This window comes from Pseudomonas laurylsulfativorans, from assembly GCF_002906155.1.
Taxonomy (GTDB): Bacteria; Pseudomonadota; Gammaproteobacteria; order Pseudomonadales; family Pseudomonadaceae; genus Aquipseudomonas; species Aquipseudomonas laurylsulfativorans.
The window spans coordinates 77,941-97,185 of the sequence record NZ_MUJK01000015.1 but is presented as its reverse complement, the minus strand read 5'-3'; the positions used below and the strand labels follow the sequence as shown (position 1 = coordinate 97,185).

At 63.6% G+C, this 19,245-nt stretch carries 8 protein-coding genes; 1 reads left to right on the top strand and 7 read right to left on the bottom strand.

All coding sequences use genetic code 11. The annotated features are described in order from the left end of the window. Nucleotides 1–56: 56 nt before the first annotated feature. From B0D71_RS28265 to B0D71_RS28250, 4 genes are all read right to left on the bottom strand, one after another. Nucleotides 57–332, bottom strand: a complete 276-nt coding sequence (locus B0D71_RS28265) for a hypothetical protein (protein WP_103397647.1) — start codon at nucleotides 330–332, stop codon at nucleotides 57–59. A gap of 89 nt (nucleotides 333–421) precedes the next feature. Further along, nucleotides 422–928, bottom strand: coding sequence for a PaaI family thioesterase (locus B0D71_RS28260; protein ID WP_103397646.1), 507 nt, complete (start codon nucleotides 926–928; stop codon nucleotides 422–424). A 66-nt stretch (nucleotides 929–994) separates the two neighbouring features. Next, the gene (locus B0D71_RS28255) at nucleotides 995–1,531 is read right to left on the bottom strand and encodes a glyoxalase superfamily protein (RefSeq protein ID WP_103397645.1); all 537 of its coding nucleotides are present in this window, start codon (nucleotides 1,529–1,531) and stop codon (nucleotides 995–997) included. Between the two features lie 209 nt (nucleotides 1,532–1,740). Continuing rightward, nucleotides 1,741–2,190: a hypothetical protein gene (locus B0D71_RS28250; protein WP_103397644.1), complete on the bottom strand. Its 450-nt coding sequence runs from the start codon at nucleotides 2,188–2,190 to the stop codon at nucleotides 1,741–1,743. Nucleotides 2,191–2,642: 452 nt separating this feature from the next. Between B0D71_RS28250 and B0D71_RS28245 the strand changes: the two genes are divergently transcribed. Next, the gene (locus tag B0D71_RS28245) at nucleotides 2,643–2,924 is read left to right on the top strand and encodes a DUF6124 family protein (RefSeq protein ID WP_103397643.1); all 282 of its coding nucleotides are present in this window, start codon (nucleotides 2,643–2,645) and stop codon (nucleotides 2,922–2,924) included. 192 nt (nucleotides 2,925–3,116) lie between these two features. On the opposite strand, the gene B0D71_RS28240 is transcribed toward B0D71_RS28245, so the two are convergent. From B0D71_RS28240 to B0D71_RS28230, 3 genes are all read right to left on the bottom strand, one after another. Continuing rightward, the gene (locus tag B0D71_RS28240) at nucleotides 3,117–4,082 is read right to left on the bottom strand and encodes an alpha/beta hydrolase (protein ID WP_103397642.1); all 966 of its coding nucleotides are present in this window, start codon (nucleotides 4,080–4,082) and stop codon (nucleotides 3,117–3,119) included. A gap of 261 nt (nucleotides 4,083–4,343) precedes the next feature. Next, the gene (locus B0D71_RS28235; RefSeq protein WP_103397641.1) at nucleotides 4,344–16,148 is read right to left on the bottom strand and encodes an amino acid adenylation domain-containing protein; all 11,805 of its coding nucleotides are present in this window, start codon (nucleotides 16,146–16,148) and stop codon (nucleotides 4,344–4,346) included. Next, on the bottom strand, nucleotides 16,145–19,243 hold the full coding sequence (locus tag B0D71_RS28230; protein ID WP_103397640.1) for a non-ribosomal peptide synthetase: 3,099 nt from the start codon (nucleotides 19,241–19,243) through the stop codon (nucleotides 16,145–16,147). Before B0D71_RS28230 ends, B0D71_RS28235 begins: the two co-directional genes overlap by 4 nt. Nucleotides 19,244–19,245 lie beyond the last annotated feature (2 nt).

Here is a 19,245-nt window from a genome sequence, read left to right as displayed (position 1 = left end):
GGGATCAGCATCAGCCGCTTGCGGTCCGGTTCTGTTTTCTGCTGCCAATCCGGCGGTTACCGCGTCGCTTCGGCTTCGTCCTTCGAGCCGCTTGAGGACGCTGCGTCCTTTTCCATCTCGTGCGATTCGGCGCCGGAGTTTGAACCCGACGCCTCTTCGCCCTTCTTGTCGGCCTTCTCGTCTTTGGATTCACCGCCCTGAGGCTGGTTGATACCGGGAATGGCTGCCGGTGGAACGGCGGAGCCGGCAGCTGCTTTCTCGGCGAGCGGCGCAAAAAACGAGCCCGTCGACAGCAGACCCGCAGCAGTGAGTACAAGCATTTTTCTGTTCATCGTCTGGGTCTTCCCGGTGGGGTATAAAACCTTGGAAGACCCGGCATCGGAAAAGGTGCTGGCTTGCTGACGAACGGCAAAGGTCGGGTTCAGGGCTCTACCTTGTTGTCGTGCGCGGCGGCCCTGAGTTGCTCGGTATCGACGCGAACGAAAACCGAGTCGCCGACAGCGGTCAGGACATCCCCGGCGAAGACCTCACAGATAACCCGACTTTTGCGCCCGACCTCGCCCTCGACTTTTGCACGCAGTGTCAGGAGGACGCCCATCGGGGTGGGCTTGATGAACTTGATGCCCAGGTTACCGGTGACGCAGGTGATGTGGGGCAAGCTGCCCACTTCGCGCTGTTCTGCGCGGTAGTGATAAGCCATCGCGGCCCAGTTGGAGTGGCAATCGACCAGCATCGCGATCAAACCGCCGTAGACCAAGTCAGGCCAGCCGCAATACTTGTCATCCGGCATATGCTCGGCCATGACATGCACCCCGTCTTCATGCCAGAAGCTCTTGATGTGCAGCCCGTGCGGATTCTGGCTGCCGCAGCCATAACAAACGCCTTCAGGCGCGGCGATGTCTTGAAGCGAAATGTCCTGCGTGGTCATAGCCTGTCCATCCTCAATGCCGGGTGGTTGAAAGCGGACCGGGTCGCCCCGGTCCGCTGCGCCTGATCAATACTGGCAGAAGCGAATCCGGTTGCCGAACGGGTCGTGGACTTGCAGCTCCTTGCCCCAACCTTGCTGAACAATATCCGGGCGTCCGTAGCCGTAGCGCTTGCCCTGCAATTCGTCCCTGAGCAGTTCGATATTTTGCATGGGCACAAATACCGTCGCGCCTGGGCTGGCATCGCCGTGATGTTCGGAAAGGTGCAGTTGCAGCCCGTCGCGACTGATGCCCAGGTACAGCGGCAGATTAGCCTCGAAGCGGTGCTCGAACTCAACGCTGAAACCCAGGAAATCCAGATAGAACTCCCGCGCCTTGGCTTCGTCGAAACTGCGCAAGATGGGGACAGGTTTATCGAAGGTAATGCTCGGCACTGGCGGGGTGTTGACCTGGGCAAGCATCGCCGACGCAGTGTTCCAGTCCTTGTAGCCCAGTTGCTGCGCGACCAGTTCCAGCGCGGTGGAATGGGACACTGCCTGATTGCGTTCCTCCAGCGAGGCGCGCAACTGTTTGGCCATTTGCTTGGCTTGCTCGATTGAAAACATGTCTGCTCCTGTGGCCGAGATGCTCTGGTGCTCGCATTGCCAAACCTCGACCGTCAAGAGAGGCGACAGGGTTTGCAGAAGAAGGAGATGCTTTCACCTTTCCCAACGGGAGCGAGCGGCGGGCAGCATCGGCCCGATGCCGATCATACATAGCCGATAGGGGATGCGGAAGATGTGCCCCGCTGCTGCCCGCACCCGAGGCCTGCGGCCTACTCCTTCAGGCGTGAGCATTGCTGAAACAGAAATGCGCCCGCGCTTGCTGCACAGGCGACCCACGCGCACGCCACCTGCCAATGCCTGAATGGCCCCAACACGTCTCCCATCAGGAAACCGCTGGACAGCACAAACAGAAACAACGCAACAACCGCCAGGATGACGCGTGGAATCGCCATCAGCCACCGCCACCAGGCACCGGGTTCAAAGCGCCGCGTGCCCCAACGAGTCAAGGCCGTCAGCCCCGCCAGCAAGGGGGCAACAATGAGCAGCAAAAGCGGAATGATAACGAGCGCCAGCGTTGGCTCGACTTCTCCGCCGTCCTCGCCGGGTGTGTAGAAGCTATCAGCCCAGATCTCCTGGCACAGAGCGAAGGTCAGATAAATGACTGCCACCGGGGCGGTGGGAAATACCAGGCAACTGATGAGGTTTTTTCTAAGTTCCATCCTTGAATCGTCCGTGGTTTTCAGAACGCTGATTATCCGGAAAAAGACGATGGTGAGTGCAAGTGATCGTGAGACGGGAGGAAATTCGCCCGGCTGAACACCGCCCGACAGTGCTTGTTTAAGCGGACTACAGGTTACTTCGTGAAAGCCACAACGCCTTGCGTCGTTGCCTACAGGTACGCCAGAATCCGCCGGCTCGTGCGCCTTGGGGTCCGTCGGTAACTTGATTCGGGTCACTGATTGTCAGTGATCGGGTTTAGTAGCCCGTGGTTTTTATCAGCAAGGTGTAAAAGCTCTATCAGTCAGGCTTGCCTGAATTTGATGGCGGCTGTACGCAGGGCGCTTCGGCGCGCCGGTAAATGCTGATCTCCCCGGTCTACTAACCTGCGTCCAGCCGCCACCCTTCTTTTAGTAGAGAAGAATGAGCGGCTCCCTTCAGGAGTAATCAGCACATGTTCAAAGTCAAACCCAATCCGCCGGACTCCGACCCGGGCGCCAACATCATGGCCACCCCGCGCACACCCTGCTCCATGTTCATCGTCAACCCCGAACTCAGTACCGAAACCCTGCTGGTGCACGCCTGCGAATCGCTGGCGTCGGCCAATGTCATGGCCAACGACCTGGTGGATCATCTGCAGGGGACGAGCCGCAATGCGCTGTTGGGGATTGCTCAGGTCATCATGCTGGGGGAACTGGCCGTGAATCGGGCGCTGGATCGGCTTGATCCGCCTTAGTCGCCATCACACTGATGGTGAAGGCACTCACCTGTGGCGAGGGGGCTTGCCCCCGTTGGGTCGCGAAGCGGCCCCAAAATCGGCCATCGCGGTTCTTCAGGCATACCGCGTTGTTCGGGTTTACGGCTGCTGCGCAGCCGAACGGGGACAAGCCCCCTCGCCACAACAGCCCCGCCAAGGAGAATTCAGCGGTCAGGCCAGGCTTTCGCCGATCTGCGCCGCCAATTGCACCAGCATCCCCGGTACTTCCTGGACCATTTCGCCCATGCGCGCAAAGTCGTGGGTCATGCCGGCCTTTACCTCCAGCACCAAGGGTTGCCCCGCGGTACGCAGTTTCTCGGCCCAGGCCAGACCTTCATCGAGCAACGGGTCGTACTCGGCCAGCCACAGCACCGTCGGCGCCAGCCGTTGCAGGCTCTCGGCGTACAGGGGTGAAAAACGCCAGTCGGCGCGATCCGCTTCACTGCGTTGGTATTGCTGGTAGAACCACTCCAGCGTGGTGGCTTCGAGCAGATAACCTTCGGCGAAGCGCTCCAGGGACGGGCGTTTTTTTACTGCGTCGATAACCGGGTACAGCAGCACTTGCAGGCGCGGTACAAGCGGCCATCCCAACGGGTCCTGGGCAATGGCGATACACAGCGATGCCACCAGGCTGCCGCCGACGCTGTCTCCGGCCAGCGCTATCCGATTCGCATCCAGCCCCAACGCTTTGGCTCCGGTAACAGCGAGCCAGCGCGTCACGTCTTCGGCATCGTTGTAAGCGGTCGGAAAACGGTGTTCCGGCGCCCGGCGATAATCGGCCGACAACACGGCAAACTCCCCCGCCAGCGCCAAGCGCCGGCACAGGGTGTCGTGGGAATCGAGGCTGCCGACCACGTAGCCGCCACCATGGAAGTACAACAACACCGGGCGCAGTTCGCTGTCCGGTTGCGGTTTGGCGTACAGCCGCGCATTGAGCCAATGCCCGTCCCGCACCGCAATGCTGACCGCCGTCACCGTCAACGCGCCCGTCGGGGCCGCATCGAGCAACTGTGAGGTCTGTTCGAATTGCTGCCGCGCGTCCCGAGGGCTCAGCTCATGCATGGGCTGGCTTTTGCCGCTGAGGCGGCCGAACTCGGCCAGTTCCAGAAAACCTTCGATGTCCGGGTGCAGTGCCATGGGCGGTAGTCTCCAAAAATAAAAAAGCTCGCCCAATAAACGAACCGCGAAGACCGTTCATTAGGGCGAGTTCAAGATCTCTGAAGCCGAATTGAATCCCGTGGCGAGGGGGCTTGCCCCCGTTCGGCTGCGAAGCAGTCGCAAACCCGAACAATGCGGTATCCCTGAATAACCGCGGTGGCTGGTTTCGGGGCCGCTTCGCGACCCAACGGGGGCAAGCCCCCTCGCCACAGGCAAGCCCCCTCGCCACAATTTATTGGTTTAGAACTCTGCCACTACCTCCCGTCCAAGCGCCGCCACCATGGCGTCCAGGCACTCTTCCTGTTGCAGGATATCGAAGTGGCCAGCCTGCACTGTTTGCACCTTGCGCAGCGTAGGTTGCTGACGTTCCAGGGTCGCGCGTTCGGCCGTCGGGTTGCCATCGGCCCACCAGCAATGCAGCCCGGCTTGCGGAATCGGCAGGGTTTCGACCTGCCGCGACAGCGCCTTCAAGCGCGTGCTGACCATGAACGTCTGGGCCAGCTCGTCGGCACCGAGCAGCGCGTAACCGCTGGCCTGGTCGCTCTGGCTGTCGATCACCGCGCGAATGATCCGCGCCACCGCGTCGTGATCCCCCGCCGACTCGGTACTCAACGCCCGGGCAATCACCTCGCCCTCCATGCCCAACGTCGCACCGAGGAACTCGGCCAGATCCACACGCCACTCATCCGGGCTGGCGACAGCATTGGCCTGGGTCGGCACAAAGCTGTCCACCAGACCGACGAACGCCACACGCAGGCCCTGCTGTTCGAACAGATCACTCACCAGCAAAGCCAACGCCCCGCCCAACGACCAGCCCAGCACGTGGTACGGCCCCTGAGGCTGCCGGGCACGGATCGCCTGGACATAATCGGCGGCCATCTGCGCAAGCGAAGTGTCATGCCACTGCCGGTCGAGCAGCATCCGGCACTGCACGCCATACACCGTGCGCTCGCCATCCAGACGCCGCGCCAGCGGTTCGTAGTCGAACACCGTGCCGAAACCGGCGTGCAGACAGAACAGCGCCGGCTGGTCATCAACCGGCTGATTGAGCAGCAACAGCGGTTGCGGACTCTGGGGCACAGGTTGCTCATCGACACCGGACAAGCCGGCAATCGTCGGCTTGGCCATCATGTCGCGCAGCTTGAGCTGGAAGTTCGGCTCGTTCAGGGCGCGCACTTTCGAGATCACCTTGAGGGTGCGCAACGAATCACCGCCCAACTCGAAGAAGTTGTCGGTAATGCCGACCTTCTCGATGCCCAGTACCTGCTGCCAGATGTCCGCCAGCGCCCATTCCAAAGGCGTGCGCGGTGCCACGTAGTCGCGGCCCGTGAAGGCCGGATCCGGCAAGGCCTTGCGATCGAGTTTGCCATTGGGGGTCAGCGGGAAGCGCGGCAACACCACGACCTGTGTCGGGACCATATAGTCGGGCAGACTTTCGCGCAGGGCGGCCTGACAACGCGGGCCGAGGCCATCGTCTTGCGCCGCCACCACATAGCCCACCAGCTGCGGGCCCTGGCCATTGTCGCGCACCACCACCAGCGCATCGTTGACCCCAGCCTGCTCGCGCAAGCGGGCTTCGATTTCGCCCAGCTCGATGCGGAAACCTCGCACCTTGACCTGATGGTCGATGCGCCCGACGTAATCGAACACGCCATCCTCGCGACGGCGCACCAGGTCACCGGTGCGGTACAGGCGCCCGCCCTCGGTGCTGAACGGATCGGCAACGAAGCGCTCGGCGCTCTGCCACGGGTGGCGATGGTAGCCGCGCGCGACGCCGCGCCCGCCGATGTACAACTCACCGACCATGCCCACCGGTAGCGGGTTGAGGTCCATGTCCAGCACATGCAGGCTGCGAGTGCCGACGCGTTGGCCAATCGGCGCGTACATCGCCTGGCAATGGCCGTCGGCGGCGATTTTCCACAGCAGTGGCGTGACCACGGTTTCCGTCGGGCCATAGCCGTTGACCAGGTATTGCGGCTTGAGCCTGTGCTTGACCCGCTCGAACGTGGCGTCTGGCACCGCATCGCCACCGAAGCAATAGATGCGCACCGGCGGCGGATCGCCGCCCTGCAACTCGGCGTGCTCGGCCAGTTGCAACAGGTACGCCGGCGGGAAGCAGGCGACGCTGATGCGCTGGCGGTGCAGCACGGCCAGGGTCTGTTCGGCGGTCCACAAGGTGTTATCGCGGATCACCAGGGTCGAGCCGCTGATCAGCGCGGTGATCCAGCGTTCATGGGCGCCGTCGAAGGCGAACGACATGAAATGCAGTTCGCGATTGTCCGGGTCCATCTCGTACAGCTCGGCGATGGCTTGCACGTGCATGCTCAACGGCCCGTGGGCCACGGCGACGCTTTTCGGTTTGCCGGTAGAGCCCGAGGTGTAGATCAGGTAGGCCAGTTGCTCGGCGTGCACCGCGCACGAAGGTGCCGCCACATCGACGTCGAGATTCAATCGGTCGACCGCGACCATGGCCGTGCCGGGGTTGAGTTGCGCCGAATCGCGCAGGCGTTCCTGGGTCAACAACAGGCGCATGTCGCTGTCGGCCATCATGTAGCGCAGGCGTTCCTGCGGGTATTGCGGGTCCAGCGGCACGTAGGCGGCGCCGCATTTCATCACCGCCAGCAGCGACACCACCAGCTCCAGCGAGCGCTCCATGAATACGCCGATCACGTCTTCGGCCTGCACGCCCTGTTCCAGCAAATGCACCGCCAGGGCATCGGAGCGCCGGTCCAGTTCGGCGTAGCTCAACTGCTCGGCGTCACGCTCGGCATAACTGAGCACCAGCGCCGTGTGCTCCGGTTGCAGTCGCGCACGCTGACGGATCAGTTCGTGCACGGGCATCTCGTCACCGTCCGCCACCACCGGCAGTTCGCCGTCCAGCGCCCGGCCTTCGTCCAGCGTCAGCAAGCCCAGCTCACCGACGGCGCGTCCGGCGTCGTCGCACAAGCGCTGCATCAGGCTTTCCATGTGGCTGCGCAGGATTTCCACGGTGGCCAGATCGAACTGATCGCGCTGGTGCATGTACTCGATACGCAGCCCCTCGTCGAGGCTGACCATCAGGTCCATGGCGAAACTGGTCAGGCCGAAATCGGAAACGTCCTCAAAGCGTAGGGAGTCACCGTTCCACTCGCGCAGCGTGCGGTCCACCGGCTGGTTTTCGAACACGATGATGCTGTCGAACAACGACTGCCCGCCCTGCCCGGCCCAGCGCTGGATATCACTGAGCGGGGTTTGCTGGAAGTCGCGGATGTCGAGGTTGTAGGCCTGGAGTTCGCGCAACCAGTCACCGACGTTCACGTCAGTCGGTACCGTGTTGACCACCGGCAAGGTGTTGATGAACAGCCCGAGCATGTTCTCCGAGCCGTTGAGGGTTTCCGGACGCCCGGACACGGTGGCGCCGAATGTCACCGTGCGCTGGCCGGTGTAGCGCTGCAACAGCAGCAGCCACGCGGCTTGCACCAGGGTGTTGAGGGTCACTTGCTGTTGCTGGGCAAAGGCCTGCAACCGCGCGGTCTGCCCGGCACTCAGGTGTGTGTAGATCGCGTGATAACCCGCTTGCGGCGCCTTGACCGGCAAGGCGCGAGCCAGGTGCGTGGCGCCTTCGAGGTTGCTGAGCTTGCCTTTCCAGAACGTCTCGCTGGTCTCGGCCACTTGCTGCCCAAGCCAGTCGATGTAGTCGCGATAGGCGGCCACCGGCTCGTGCTCCTCACCACTGTAGTGGCGCAGCACTTCACCGATCAGGCGCGACACGCTCCAGCCGTCCATGAGGATGTGGTGGTAGGTCCAGATCAGGCGATAGCGGTCGTCGTCCAGACGCACCAGCAACAGACGCAACAAGGGCGTGCGATTCAGCGAGAAGCCGCGTTCACGCTCCTCCAGGGCCAGCTGGCGGACGCGTTCTGGCTGATCATCCAGCCCGCGCCAATCCAGCTCGGTCAGCAGCGAAGGCGCGTCGCGCAACATCACTTGCAGTGGCTCCTTGTCGCCTTCCCAGAGGAATGCGGTGCGCAAAATCCCGTGACGCCGGGCGGCATCGGCCCAGGCCTCGCGCAAACGCGGGCCGTCAACGCCGCGCACGCCTACTTCGATCTGGTTGACGTACAGCCCCGAATCGCCGTCCTGCACCGAGTGGAACAACATGCCCTGCTGCATCGGCGACAGCGGATAAACGTCCTCGACTTCGTCCGCCGTCAATTCCAGCGCCTGATACTGCGCTTCACTCAGCTCGATTTTCAGTGCCGGTGCGACCAGCGCTGGCACGGCTTCATCCGCCACGACCGGTTGGGCCACCGTGGCCAGTTCGGCAAGGGTCGGATGGCTGAACACGTGCTTGGGCGAAATGCTCAGACCGGCCTTGCGTGCGCGGCTGACGGCCTGGATCGAGACGATGGAATCGCCGCCCAACTCGAAGAAATTGTCCTGCATGCCGACCTGCGGCACTTCGAACAACGCTTGCCACACCGCTTGCAATGCAGCCTCCACTGCATTGCGCGGCGCGACATATTCGCGAATTTGCTGATCCGGCTGTGGCAGCGCACGGCGGTCGAGCTTGCCGTTGGGCGTCACCGGCAACTGATCGAGCAGCAACACATGGCTTGGCTGCATGTGCTCGGGCAGCGCGTTGCGCAGGTGCTGCCTGAGTGGATCAAGGGCAGCATCACCGGTGACGTAGGCCACCAGTTGTTTGGACTTGCCAACGTCGAGGGCGATCACCACGGCCTCGCGCACCGATGGATGCTCCAGCAGACAGGCTTCGATTTCCCCGAGCTCAATGCGCAAGCCGCGGATCTTCACTTGATGGTCGATGCGCCCGACGTATTCGATCACGCCGTCTTCGCGATAGCGCGCCAGGTCGCCGGTGCGATACAGACGCTCGCCCCGCTCACCGAACGGGCTGGCGACAAAACGCTCGGCCGTCAGCTCCGGACGGTGGTGATAACCACGCGCCAGACCGACGCCGCCCAGGTACAGCTCACCGACACAACCCTGCACCTGCGGTTGCAGGCTGTCGTCAAGGATGTAGGTCACCAGGTTGGCAATCGGATAACCGATCGGCACGCTGACGGCGCCGTCGTCGGCACAGGTCCAGTGGGTCACGTCAATGGCCGCTTCGGTCGGGCCGTACAGGTTGTACAGGCCAACGTTCGGCAGCACGCGGAACAGGTTGTGCTGCAGATCCGCCGACAAGGCTTCGCCGCTGCACATGATCTGCCGCAGGCTGGCGCAACGCTCGAAGCCTTCGCCCTGGACAAACGCCTGCAACATCGACGGCACGAAATGCAGGGTGCTGACCTGGTACTGCTCGATCAGGCTGACCAGTTGCGCCGGATCGCGATGGGCACCCGGTGCGGCTACCGCCAGGCGCGCGCCGGTCATCAATGGCCAGAAAAACTCCCAGACCGACACGTCGAAACTGAACGGGGTTTTCTGCAATACGGTGTCGCGCCCGTCCAGTGGGTACGCGCCCTGCATCCACGCCAAGCGGTTGTACAAGGCCTCATGGTGGTTGGCCGCGCCCTTGGGTTTGCCGGTGGAGCCGGAGGTGTAGATCATGTAGGCCAGCGATTGCAGCCCGACCACGCAGGGCAGGTTTTCGTCGCTCAGGCCGTCCAGCAAACCGGCCATGTCATCGAGGAAAATCGCCGTGGTGGCGGGCGGAATCGGCAACTGCTCAAGCAAATGACGCTGGGTCAGCAGCAGGTGTACGCCGCTGTCGTCGAACATGTGCTCCAGGCGCTCGCGCGGGTAGTCCGGGTCCAGCGGCACGTAGGCGCCACCGGCCTTCATGATCGCCAGCAGGCCGATCACCAGTTCCAGCGAACGCTCTGCGGCAATGCCCACCAACACTTCGGCGCCGACGCCCTGGCTGCGCAGGTGATGCGCCAGCTGGTTGGCCTGTTGGTTGAGTTCGCGATAGCTGAGGGTCTGGCCGGCAAACACCAGGGCCGGGGCCTGCGGCGTTTGCAGTGCCTGGGCTTCGAAGCACTGGTAGACCGGGCGCACATCCGCCCAGGTCTGTGCGGTGCGGTTGAAGCCTTCGACCTGCCGAGCGGTTTGCGCGGCATCGAGCAGGCTCAAGCGACCCAATGGCTGTTGCGGTGCACGGACCATGGCATCGAGCAACGCCACAAGTCGCGCGCCCAAGCTTTCGATGGCCTCGGCGCTGAACAGTGCGGTGTCGTAGTTCAAACGCAGGTCCAGGCATTCGCCCAGCTCGGCGGCGATGGCCAAGGGGAAGCTGGTCTGGTCGTGGTTACTGATACCGGAGAACTTCAGCGCGCTGGAGTTGCCCTCCTCCAGCGCTTGCGCCACCGGGTAGTTTTCGAACACCAGCAGGGTGTCGAACAGCGCCTCGCCGGCGTTCCCGGCCCAGCGCTGCACGTCCGCCAGCGGTGTGTATTCGACGTCGCGCAACTTGAGGTTGAGCGCCTGGACTTCGTCGATCCATTGGCTGACCGTGCGCTCAGGGTGCGGCGTGGCGATCACCGGCAAAGTGTTGATGAACAACCCGATCTGCTGCTCGATGCCTTGCAACTCACTCGGACGCCCCGACACGGTGGCGCCGAACGCCACCGTTTGCTGCCCGGTGTAGCGTTGTAACAGCAACAGCCATGCCGCTTGCAGCAGGGTGTTGGGCGTGACGCGGGCCTGACGGGCGAACCCGCTCAGGCGCTCGGTGGCCGCGCGGTCCAGGCTCAGGTGCAGGGTGCGATGACCGTCGCCCTGCCCTGCGACCGGTCCTGGCAAGGCCCCGGCCAGTCGCGTCGGCTCGGCGAACGAGTGCAATTGCTCCAGCCAGAACGCTTCGCAGGCGGCACGGTCGCGCGTGCCCAGCCAGCTCATGTAGTCGCGATAGCGGCCAACGCCCGGCGCCGGTATCACGCCGCCATACCGCTGCAGCACCTCGCCGAACAACTGCGAGGTGCTCCAGCCGTCCAGCAGGATGTGGTGGTTGGTGAAGACCAGGTGATAAATATCGCTGGCCGTCCGTACCAGGGTCAGGCGCAGCAACGGCGCCGCCGTCAGGTCGAAACCGCGCAAGCGATCTTCATCCGCCAACTGATCCAGCGCCTGGGGCAGGCCCGACTGATCGCGCCAGTCGAGCACGGTCAGCGGCAGCGTGGCGTCGGCCAGGATCACTTGCAGCGGACGTGAACCGTTGCTTTCACTGAAGAACGCCGCGCGCAACACTTCATGGCGCGCCAGCGTCTGCTGCCAGGCATTGCGAAACGCCTCGACGTCCAGACCCTGCACATCCACACGCATCTGCGGGACATAAGCGCCGGCATCCGGGGCGAACAGGCTGTGGAACAACATGCCTTGCTGCATCGGCGACAGCGGCAGGATGTCTTCGATCTGCCCCGCCGCCAGCGGCAAGGCATCCAGTTGCGCCTGATCGACGCGCACCAGCGGCACGTCGCTCGGGGTCAGGCCGCCGGCACCGCCCAGGCAATGTTCGATCAGCCGTTGCAGCTCCAGGGCGTAGGCATCGGCCAGACGCTGCACCGTTTGCGCTTTGAACACTTCACCGCTGAAAGTCCAGCTCAGGCGCAATTGCCCGGCGTAGACCTGGCCGTTGATGCTCAGGCCACGGTCCAGTTCGGCCGACGTGCCCTGCTCGGCGCCGCCGCTTTCCTTCGCCGGGCGCCATGGCGCCTGTTCGTCGAAGCTTGCATCGAACTGGCCCATGTAGTTGAAGGTGACCTGCGGCGACGGCAAGTCCTTGAGGCCAACGTCGGCCAGATACCGCAGGATGCCGAAGCCGATGCCTTTGTCGGGCACGGCGCGCAGCTGTTCCTTGACCGCTTTGATGCTCGCGGCCAGATCGCCCGTCGGAGTGAGTTTCACCGGGAAGATCGAGGTGAACCAGCCCAGGGTGCGGGTCAGGTCGATGTCGTCGAACAGGTCTTCGCGGCCGTGGCCTTCCAGTTTGACCAGCGTTGAAGACTGACCGGTCCATTGGCCCAGCACTCGCGCCAGCGCCGTCAGCAACAGGTCGTTGACCTGGGTACGGTACGCCGCCGGAGCGTCTTGCAGCAGTTGGCGGGTGAAGGTGCTGTCGAGCACGGTTTCCACACTGACGGCATGCTGGCTGGCGAGGCTGCCTTGCGGGTTGTCGGCAGGCAGCTGCACCGCCACGCCGTGGTACTGGGCTTGCCAGTAAGCGGCTTGCGTCGCCAGTTTCGGGCTCCGGGCGTGCCGTTGCAAACGCGCAGCCCAGGCCTGATAGGCGCTGGTTTTCGATGGCAGAAGCAGGGGTTGTGCTTGCTGTGCTTGTTGATACGCGGTTTGCAAATCTTCCAGCAGCAATCGCCACGACACCCCGTCCACCGCCAGGTGATGCACCACCAGCAACAGGCGTTGGCCCTCGGCCCCCATGTCCACCAGCAAGGCACGCAGCAACGGGCCGTCCTGCAGATTCAGGCTGGCTTGCGCAGCGTTGCACTGTTCAAGCAGTTCATCGGCATTGGCGGCCTGACGCTGCCACAGCACCTCGGCACTGTTCCACTGCTCGGCCTGTGCCTGTTGCCAAACACCGTCGACATTACGCAAACGCAGGCGCAGTGCGTCGTGATGCTCCACCAATGCGGTCAAGGCCTGTTGCAGGCTGGCGCTGTCCAATGGCTCGTGCAGTTCCAGCAACAGCGACTGGTTCCAGTGATGACGGGCCTCGATCGGTTGTTCGAAGAACCAGTGCTGGATCGGTGTCAACTGCACCTCGCCGCACACCGGTCCCTGATCAATGACCAACCCGGCGCTGCGTACCGCGACCTTCGCCAGGCTCTGCACGGTCTGGTGCTGGAACAGGTCGCGCGGGGTGATGCGGATGCCGGCCTGACGCGCGCGGCTGACCACTTGGATCGATATGATCGAGTCGCCGCCCAGTTCAAAGAAGTTATCGTCGATGCCCACGCGCTCAAGCTTGAGCACGTCTTGCCAGATCGCCGCCAACTCGCTCTGCAAGTCGTCCATCGGCGCCGTGTAAGCCTGCTGCGCCAGCGCCGCGTCGGGCTTGGGCAATGCACCGCGATCGAGTTTTCCGTTGCTGGTCAGCGGCCAGTGGACGAGTTTGAGCAGATGAGCCGGCACCATGTAGTCCGGTAAACCGGCCTGCAAATGTTCGCGCAGGGACTGGCGCAAATCGCTGTCGTCGCCGGACGCGGTGAACCAGGCGACCAGTTGCTGGCTGCCATTGACCTGCGGCGCCAGCACCAGTGCTTGCTCGATGGCCGGATGGCTTTGCAGGCGATCCTGGATTTCTCCCAGCTCGATGCGGAAGCCACGGATCTTCACCTGATGGTCGATACGCCCGGCGTACTCGATGCTGCCATCGGCGCAGTAACGTGCCAGATCGCCGGTGCGATACAGGCGTGCGCCCGGCGCAGCGGCGAACAGGTCCGGCACAAAGCGCGTGGCGGTCAGGTCGGGCCGCTGGTGATAACCACGAGCCAGGCCGGCACCGCCGACGTACAGCTCACCGACGCAACCCTTGGCCACCGGGTTCAGGCGCGGGTCGAGCACGTACCAGCGCAGGTCGGCGATCGGCTCGCCCAGCGGCGAGCTATTGGCGCCATCGAGGTCGGCGCGGGCCAGCGGGCGGAAAGTCACGTGCACCGTGGTTTCGGTGATGCCGTACATGTTGATCAACAACGGTTGCTCGTCGTCGAAGGCGTCGTACCACGGACGCAGGCTGGCCACGTCGAGTGCCTCGCCACCGAACACCACGTAACGCAGGGCCATGCCTTGCGCATTGGCGCAGGCAAACGGCATCAATTGGCGGAAGGCCGAGGGCGTCTGGTTCAGCACCGTGACGCGCTCGTCTTTCAGCAAACGGGCGAAGTCTTCCGGCGAGCGGCTGACCGCGTGGGGCACCACCACCAGCTTGCCGCCGTAGAACAACGCGCCAAAGATTTCCCACACGGAAAAGTCGAAGGCATAGGAGTGGAACAGGCTCCAGACATCGTCCGCATTGAAACCGAACCAGTGCTCGGTGGCGCTGAACAGCCGGGTCAGGTTGCTGTGGGGCAGCAGCGTACCCTTGGGTTTGCCGGTGGAACCGGAGGTGTAGATGACGTAGGCCAGGTTCTCGGGAACAGTCAGGTTCGACAGGTTGTCGGCACTGGCCTCAAACAGCCAGTCGCTGGCGTGATCGAGGCAGATCACTTCGATCTGTTCGCTCAACGGCAGGCGTGGCAACAGCGCGGAGTCGGTCAGCAGCAGGCGCGTGCCGCTGTCGGCGAGCATGTAGGCCAGGCGATCCTGCGGGTATTCCGGGTCCAGCGGCACATAGGCACCACCGGCCTTGAGGATCGCCAGCAGGCTGACGATCATATCCAGCGAACGCTCCAGGGCGATGCCCACCAACACGTCCGGGCCGACGCCGCGCTCGCGCAGGCGATGGGCGATGCGGTTGGCGCGACGGTTCAGCTCGGCGTAAGTGAGGGTGACGCCGTCGCAGGTCACGGCAACGTTGTGCGGGTGCGCGGCGGCCTGGGCTTCGATCAGTTGATGGGCGCACAAAGCGTTCGCCTGATCGACGTTCAATACGGCGCTGCGGTTCCAGTCGAGCAAAGTGGCCTGCTGCTCGGAGGCGTCGAGCATGCACAGGTCCGCCAAGGCAACCGTGCTGTCAGTGCAAATCGCCTGCAACAGGTTCAGCCAGTGCCGGCCGAGACGCTCGATGGTCGAGGCGTCGAACAGTTCGGTGGCATACACAAACGAGGCGTGGATGCCCTCGTCGCCTTCGACGGTGTCGAGCATCAGGTCGAACTTGGTGGTCTTTTCGTCCCAGATCAGCGGTTCGACGCTCAGGCCCGGCAAATCCCAGCGTTGTGGATCGCCGCTGTCGCGCTGGTGGTTGAACATCACCTGGAACAACGGCGTATGACTCAGGCTGCGTTCGACGCCCAGGCCATCGACCAGTTGCTCGAACGGCAGGTCCTGATGGGCCTGCGCGCCGAGTGCCGCGGCCTTGATCTCGGCCAGCAACTGCACAAATGACTGGTCGGCCCGGGGCTGGCTGCGCAGCACCTGGGTGTTGACGAAAAAGCCCAGCAGGTTTTCCACATCCTGGCGGGTACGGTTGGCAATCGGCACGCCGACGCGAATGTCCTGCTCGCCGCTGTAGCGGTGCAACAACGTCTGCACGGCGGCCATCAGCAGCATGAACAACGTGCAGCCTTCGCGGCGGGCCAGCTCACGCAGTTGCGCGGTCAACGCGGCGCAGATCTTCAGTTCGACGCTGGCACCCTGCTGGCTCGGGATCGCCGGGCGACGGCGGTCGCTCGGCAGGTTCAGCGGCGGGTGTTCGTTGCCCAGCTGTGCGCGCCAGTAATCAAGCTGGCGCTCGGCCTCACCGGCCTCCAGCCACAGGCGCTGCCAGCGGGCGAAGTCGGCGTATTGAATGCCCAGCTCCGGTAGCTGCGCGGCCTGCCCGGCACTGAGTTGTCCATAAAGCTGGGTAAATTCCTGCAGCAGGATCGGCAGCGAACCGCCATCGGTGACGATGTGATGGAAGGTCAGCACCAGCACATGCTGCTGTGCATCGAGGCGGATCAAGCGGCAGCGCATCAACGGGCCGTGTTGCAGGTCGAACGGCTGCTCGGCATTCAGGGCAATCTGACCTTGCAGCTCGATTTCATCAGCGGCCACGACCTCAACCAGCGGCGCATCCATCTGCGGGTGAATCTTTTGCAGGACCTGCTGATCATCGAAGACAAAGGTGGTGCGCAGCACTTCATGACGCCGCACCAGTGCGCTCAGGGTTTGCGCCAGTGCGTCGCGGTTCAGCTCGCCGTTCAGGCGAAAGGCACCGGTCAGGTTGTAGGCGGTAGCCTGGGGCTGCATCTGCCAGAGAAACCACAAGCGCTGCTGCGCGTAAGACGCCGGCAACGTATCGACGCTGCGGTCCCGTGGCGGGATCGGCAGCAGTTCCAGGGTCAGCCCCTGAGCGTGCATCTTTTCTTGCAACGCACGCCGGGCGTCGGCGCTCAAGCCGCAGAAACGCTGGGCCAGGGTCATCATTCTGTCCGGTGCAGCACTCATCGCGCGTGTTCCTCATCCACTTCGTCGAACAACGCTTCGAGGGCGTCTACATCGTTTTCTTTGTGCTCGCTTTGCTGGCGGAACTGCTCGATTTCCGCCGCCAGGCGCTCCAGGGTATCGCCGTCGAAAAACAGCTTGAGCGGGATCGCCAGGTTCAGTTCTTCCTGGATCCGTGCACGAATGCGCGTGGCCAGCAGCGAGTGACCGCCGAGTTCAAAGAAGCTGTCGTGTACACCGACGCGCTCCACGTGCAGCGCTTCGGCCCAGATCGCCGCCAGGGTTTTCTCCAGGTCGTTGCGCGGGGCAACGAAGGCGCTGCGGCGCACGTCGAGATCGAGCAGGGCCTGGCGATTGAGTTTGCCGTTGGGCATCAGCGGGAACCGCTCCAGCACCTGCAAGCGTGCCGGCTGCATGTGCTCGGGCAGCGCCTGCCCCAGATGGCTGCGCAACTCGTTGAGGCGGATGTCGGCGGTGTCGGCCGGGGACACCACGAAACCCAGCAGTTGCGGGCCGTTAGGGGTTTGGTGGGCAATCACGGCGGCGTCCTCGATACCCGGCGCGCTGCGCATGGCCGCTTCGATCTCGCCCAACTCGATGCGGAAACCACGGATTTTCACCTGGTGGTCGACCCGGCCCAGATACTCCAGCACGCCATCGGCGCGATAGCGCGCCAGGTCACCGGTGCGGTACAGGCGCTGGCCCGCGCTTGCGGTGAATGGGTCCGGAACAAAGCGCTCGGCGGTCAGCGTGGCGCGCTGCAGATAGCCCCGGGCAATGCCGGCACCGCCGACATACAACTCGCCTTCGACGCCCACGGCCACCGGTTGCAGGTCCGGGCCGAGTACGTGGATGCGCATGCCGGCAATCGGCTGGCCGATGGGAATGCTGTCGTCAGCATTGCCCTGGGGCAGCTCCCAGGCCGAGCACCACACGGTGCCTTCGGTCGGGCCGTATTCGTTGACCAGTGCCACTCCCGGCAATGCCTCGCGATGTCGCTGCACCAGCGCATTGCTGCACGCTTCGCCGGCGACAATCACACAGGCAAGGGCCTGTTGGTCGAGGTGTTCGAGAATCTGCGCGTGGTACGACGGCAAGGTCAGGTAGTGGGACACTTCTTCGCGCTGGATCAACTCGGCCAGTCGGGCCGGGTCCTTGTAGCTGTCTTCGTCCGGCAGGCACAGGGTCGCGCCCTGCCCCAGCGCCCAGAAAACCCCGGCCACCGAGCTGTCGAAGGAGAACGACGAGAGCATCAGGAATGCGCGCAGCGGCTGGCGATAGAAAGCATTGCGCGCCAGGGTCGAGGCCACGGCGTTGGCGTGGCTGATCATCACGCCCTTGGGTTGGCCGGTGGAGCCGGAGGTGTAGATGACGTAGGCCAGATTGGCGCTGTCGCCTTGTGGTTCAGGCCGGGTTTGCGCGGCGGACCAGACCTCGGCCCCCGGCATCAGGGAAATTGTCCGCTCACTGTGCAACGCTTCGGGCAGTGGCTGGCAGCCCAGCACCTGGCGCGCGCCGGTATCGGCGAGCATGAACGCCAGACGCTCGATCGGGTAGTTCGGGTCCAGCGGCAAGTACGCCGCACCGGCCTTGAGCGTACCCAACAGGGCGATGACCATTTCCAGCGAGCGTTGGCCGTAGACCGCAACGATTTCATCCGGGGTCACGCCTTGGGCACGCAAGGTATTGGCCACCTGGTTGGAGCGCACATCCAGTTCGGCATAGCTCAGGCGCTGGCCGTTGACGCTCAGGGCGATGCGTTGCGGATGCAGGCGCGCCTGTTCGCTGAACAGCTCTTGCAAGAAACGAAACGGCAATGCCTGCTCGGTGGCGTTCGGGTTGAAGCCTTCGATCAGGCGGGTTCGTTGCGCAGCACTCACCCGATCGGCCTGACCCAGGGTCAGTTCGGGCGACGTCAACAGCTGGCGACTGAACTCGGCAAACTGCTCCAGCCACTCGGCCAGCATCGATTCTGGCAGCGCGCCGTCAAGACACGACAACTGCAACTGCTCACCCTGCACTCGCAGACGCAGGACTTCGGGGTTGGCGTCGTCCACCTCGATACCGGCCTCGATACCGGCCTGATAGACGAAGCCATAGCGCAACGGCGCGGTGCCTTCGGCGCTCAACTCGAACTCGTTGAGGCAGTCGAGCCAAGACAGCGACTGCTCGACGCTGGCCGCAAAGGTTGCCAAAGCTTGCGTCAGTGTCTGCTCGCTACGGTGCTCGAACGCCACCGGCAAACGTCGGGCGAAGCGTCCGAGGGTGGCGGCGGTTTGCTCGTTGCGCCCGTCCACCTGCCAGCCCATCAACAGCTTTTCCTGATGGCCGATGCGCGCGACGAACGCGCTCCACAGCAATAACGCCAATGGCTCTGCCTCAACCCCAGCTTCACCAGCGGCCCGTTGCACTTCGGTGAACCAGGTGGCGTCGGTGAGCGCAGCCTGACGGCGAGCCTGGGATACTTCGGCAACTTTTTCGAACGGCAAGCGATGGGCCACGGCGAACGGCTGTTGCAGGTTGCGCCAGAACGCCGCGCCCTGGTGGCCGATGTCCTCTTCGCGCAGTTCTTCCTGCCATGCGCTGTAGTCCAGGTATTGCAGCGCGTCCTCGTCTTCAGCCAGGGTTTCGCCGCGCAGCAGGCTGGCGAGCTCGCTCGACAGCACCCGCAGCGAGGCCTCGTCGAAGCTGCATGCCGGGGTCAGCAGAGTGATGAAAGGCTGCCCTGCTTCGCCTTCGACCTGCGCCACCACCAGCGCTTGGTTCGAATCTTCAACCATTGCTTCGCGACTGCGGCTCAAGGCCTCGGCCAGCGAAGGCTGGTTGCTCAACAGCGTGAGCGGCAGCGCATCGCACAGGCTCTGCACCGGCCATTTCATGCCCGGCAAACGGCGGTACAGCGTGCGCAGGATTTCATGGCGCCGGCCGAGTGTTTCCAGGGCTCTGCGTAACACCTGAGCTTGCACCGGCCTGGCGAGCGGCAATGTCAGTGCGGCGAACAGTGGCCGGGCACCCAGCTCCTGGGCGCGCAAATAAAAGGCCTGCTGGGCCGAGGTCTGGAATACGTCTACCGAAGGTTCGAGGGCGGTGGTGTTCATGT

Bases quoted from the DNA above. Each gene is read 5' to 3' on its own strand.
- B0D71_RS28260 (WP_103397646.1), bottom strand. From the start codon at position 928: ATGACCACGCAGGACATTTCGCTTCAAGACATCGCCGCGCCTGAAGGC.
- B0D71_RS28250 (WP_103397644.1), bottom strand. From the start codon at position 2,190: ATGGAACTTAGAAAAAACCTCATCAGTTGCCTGGTATTTCCCACCGCC.
- B0D71_RS28240 (WP_103397642.1), bottom strand. From the start codon at position 4,082: ATGGCACTGCACCCGGACATCGAAGGTTTTCTGGAACTGGCCGAGTTC.
- B0D71_RS28245 (WP_103397643.1), top strand. From the start codon at position 2,643: ATGTTCAAAGTCAAACCCAATCCGCCGGACTCCGACCCGGGCGCCAAC.
- B0D71_RS28230 (WP_103397640.1), bottom strand. From the start codon at position 19,243: ATGAACACCACCGCCCTCGAACCTTCGGTAGACGTATTCCAGACCTCG.
- B0D71_RS28265 (WP_103397647.1), bottom strand. From the start codon at position 332: ATGAACAGAAAAATGCTTGTACTCACTGCTGCGGGTCTGCTGTCGACG.
- B0D71_RS28255 (WP_103397645.1), bottom strand. From the start codon at position 1,531: ATGTTTTCAATCGAGCAAGCCAAGCAAATGGCCAAACAGTTGCGCGCC.
- B0D71_RS28235 (WP_103397641.1), bottom strand. From the start codon at position 16,148: ATGAGTGCTGCACCGGACAGAATGATGACCCTGGCCCAGCGTTTCTGC.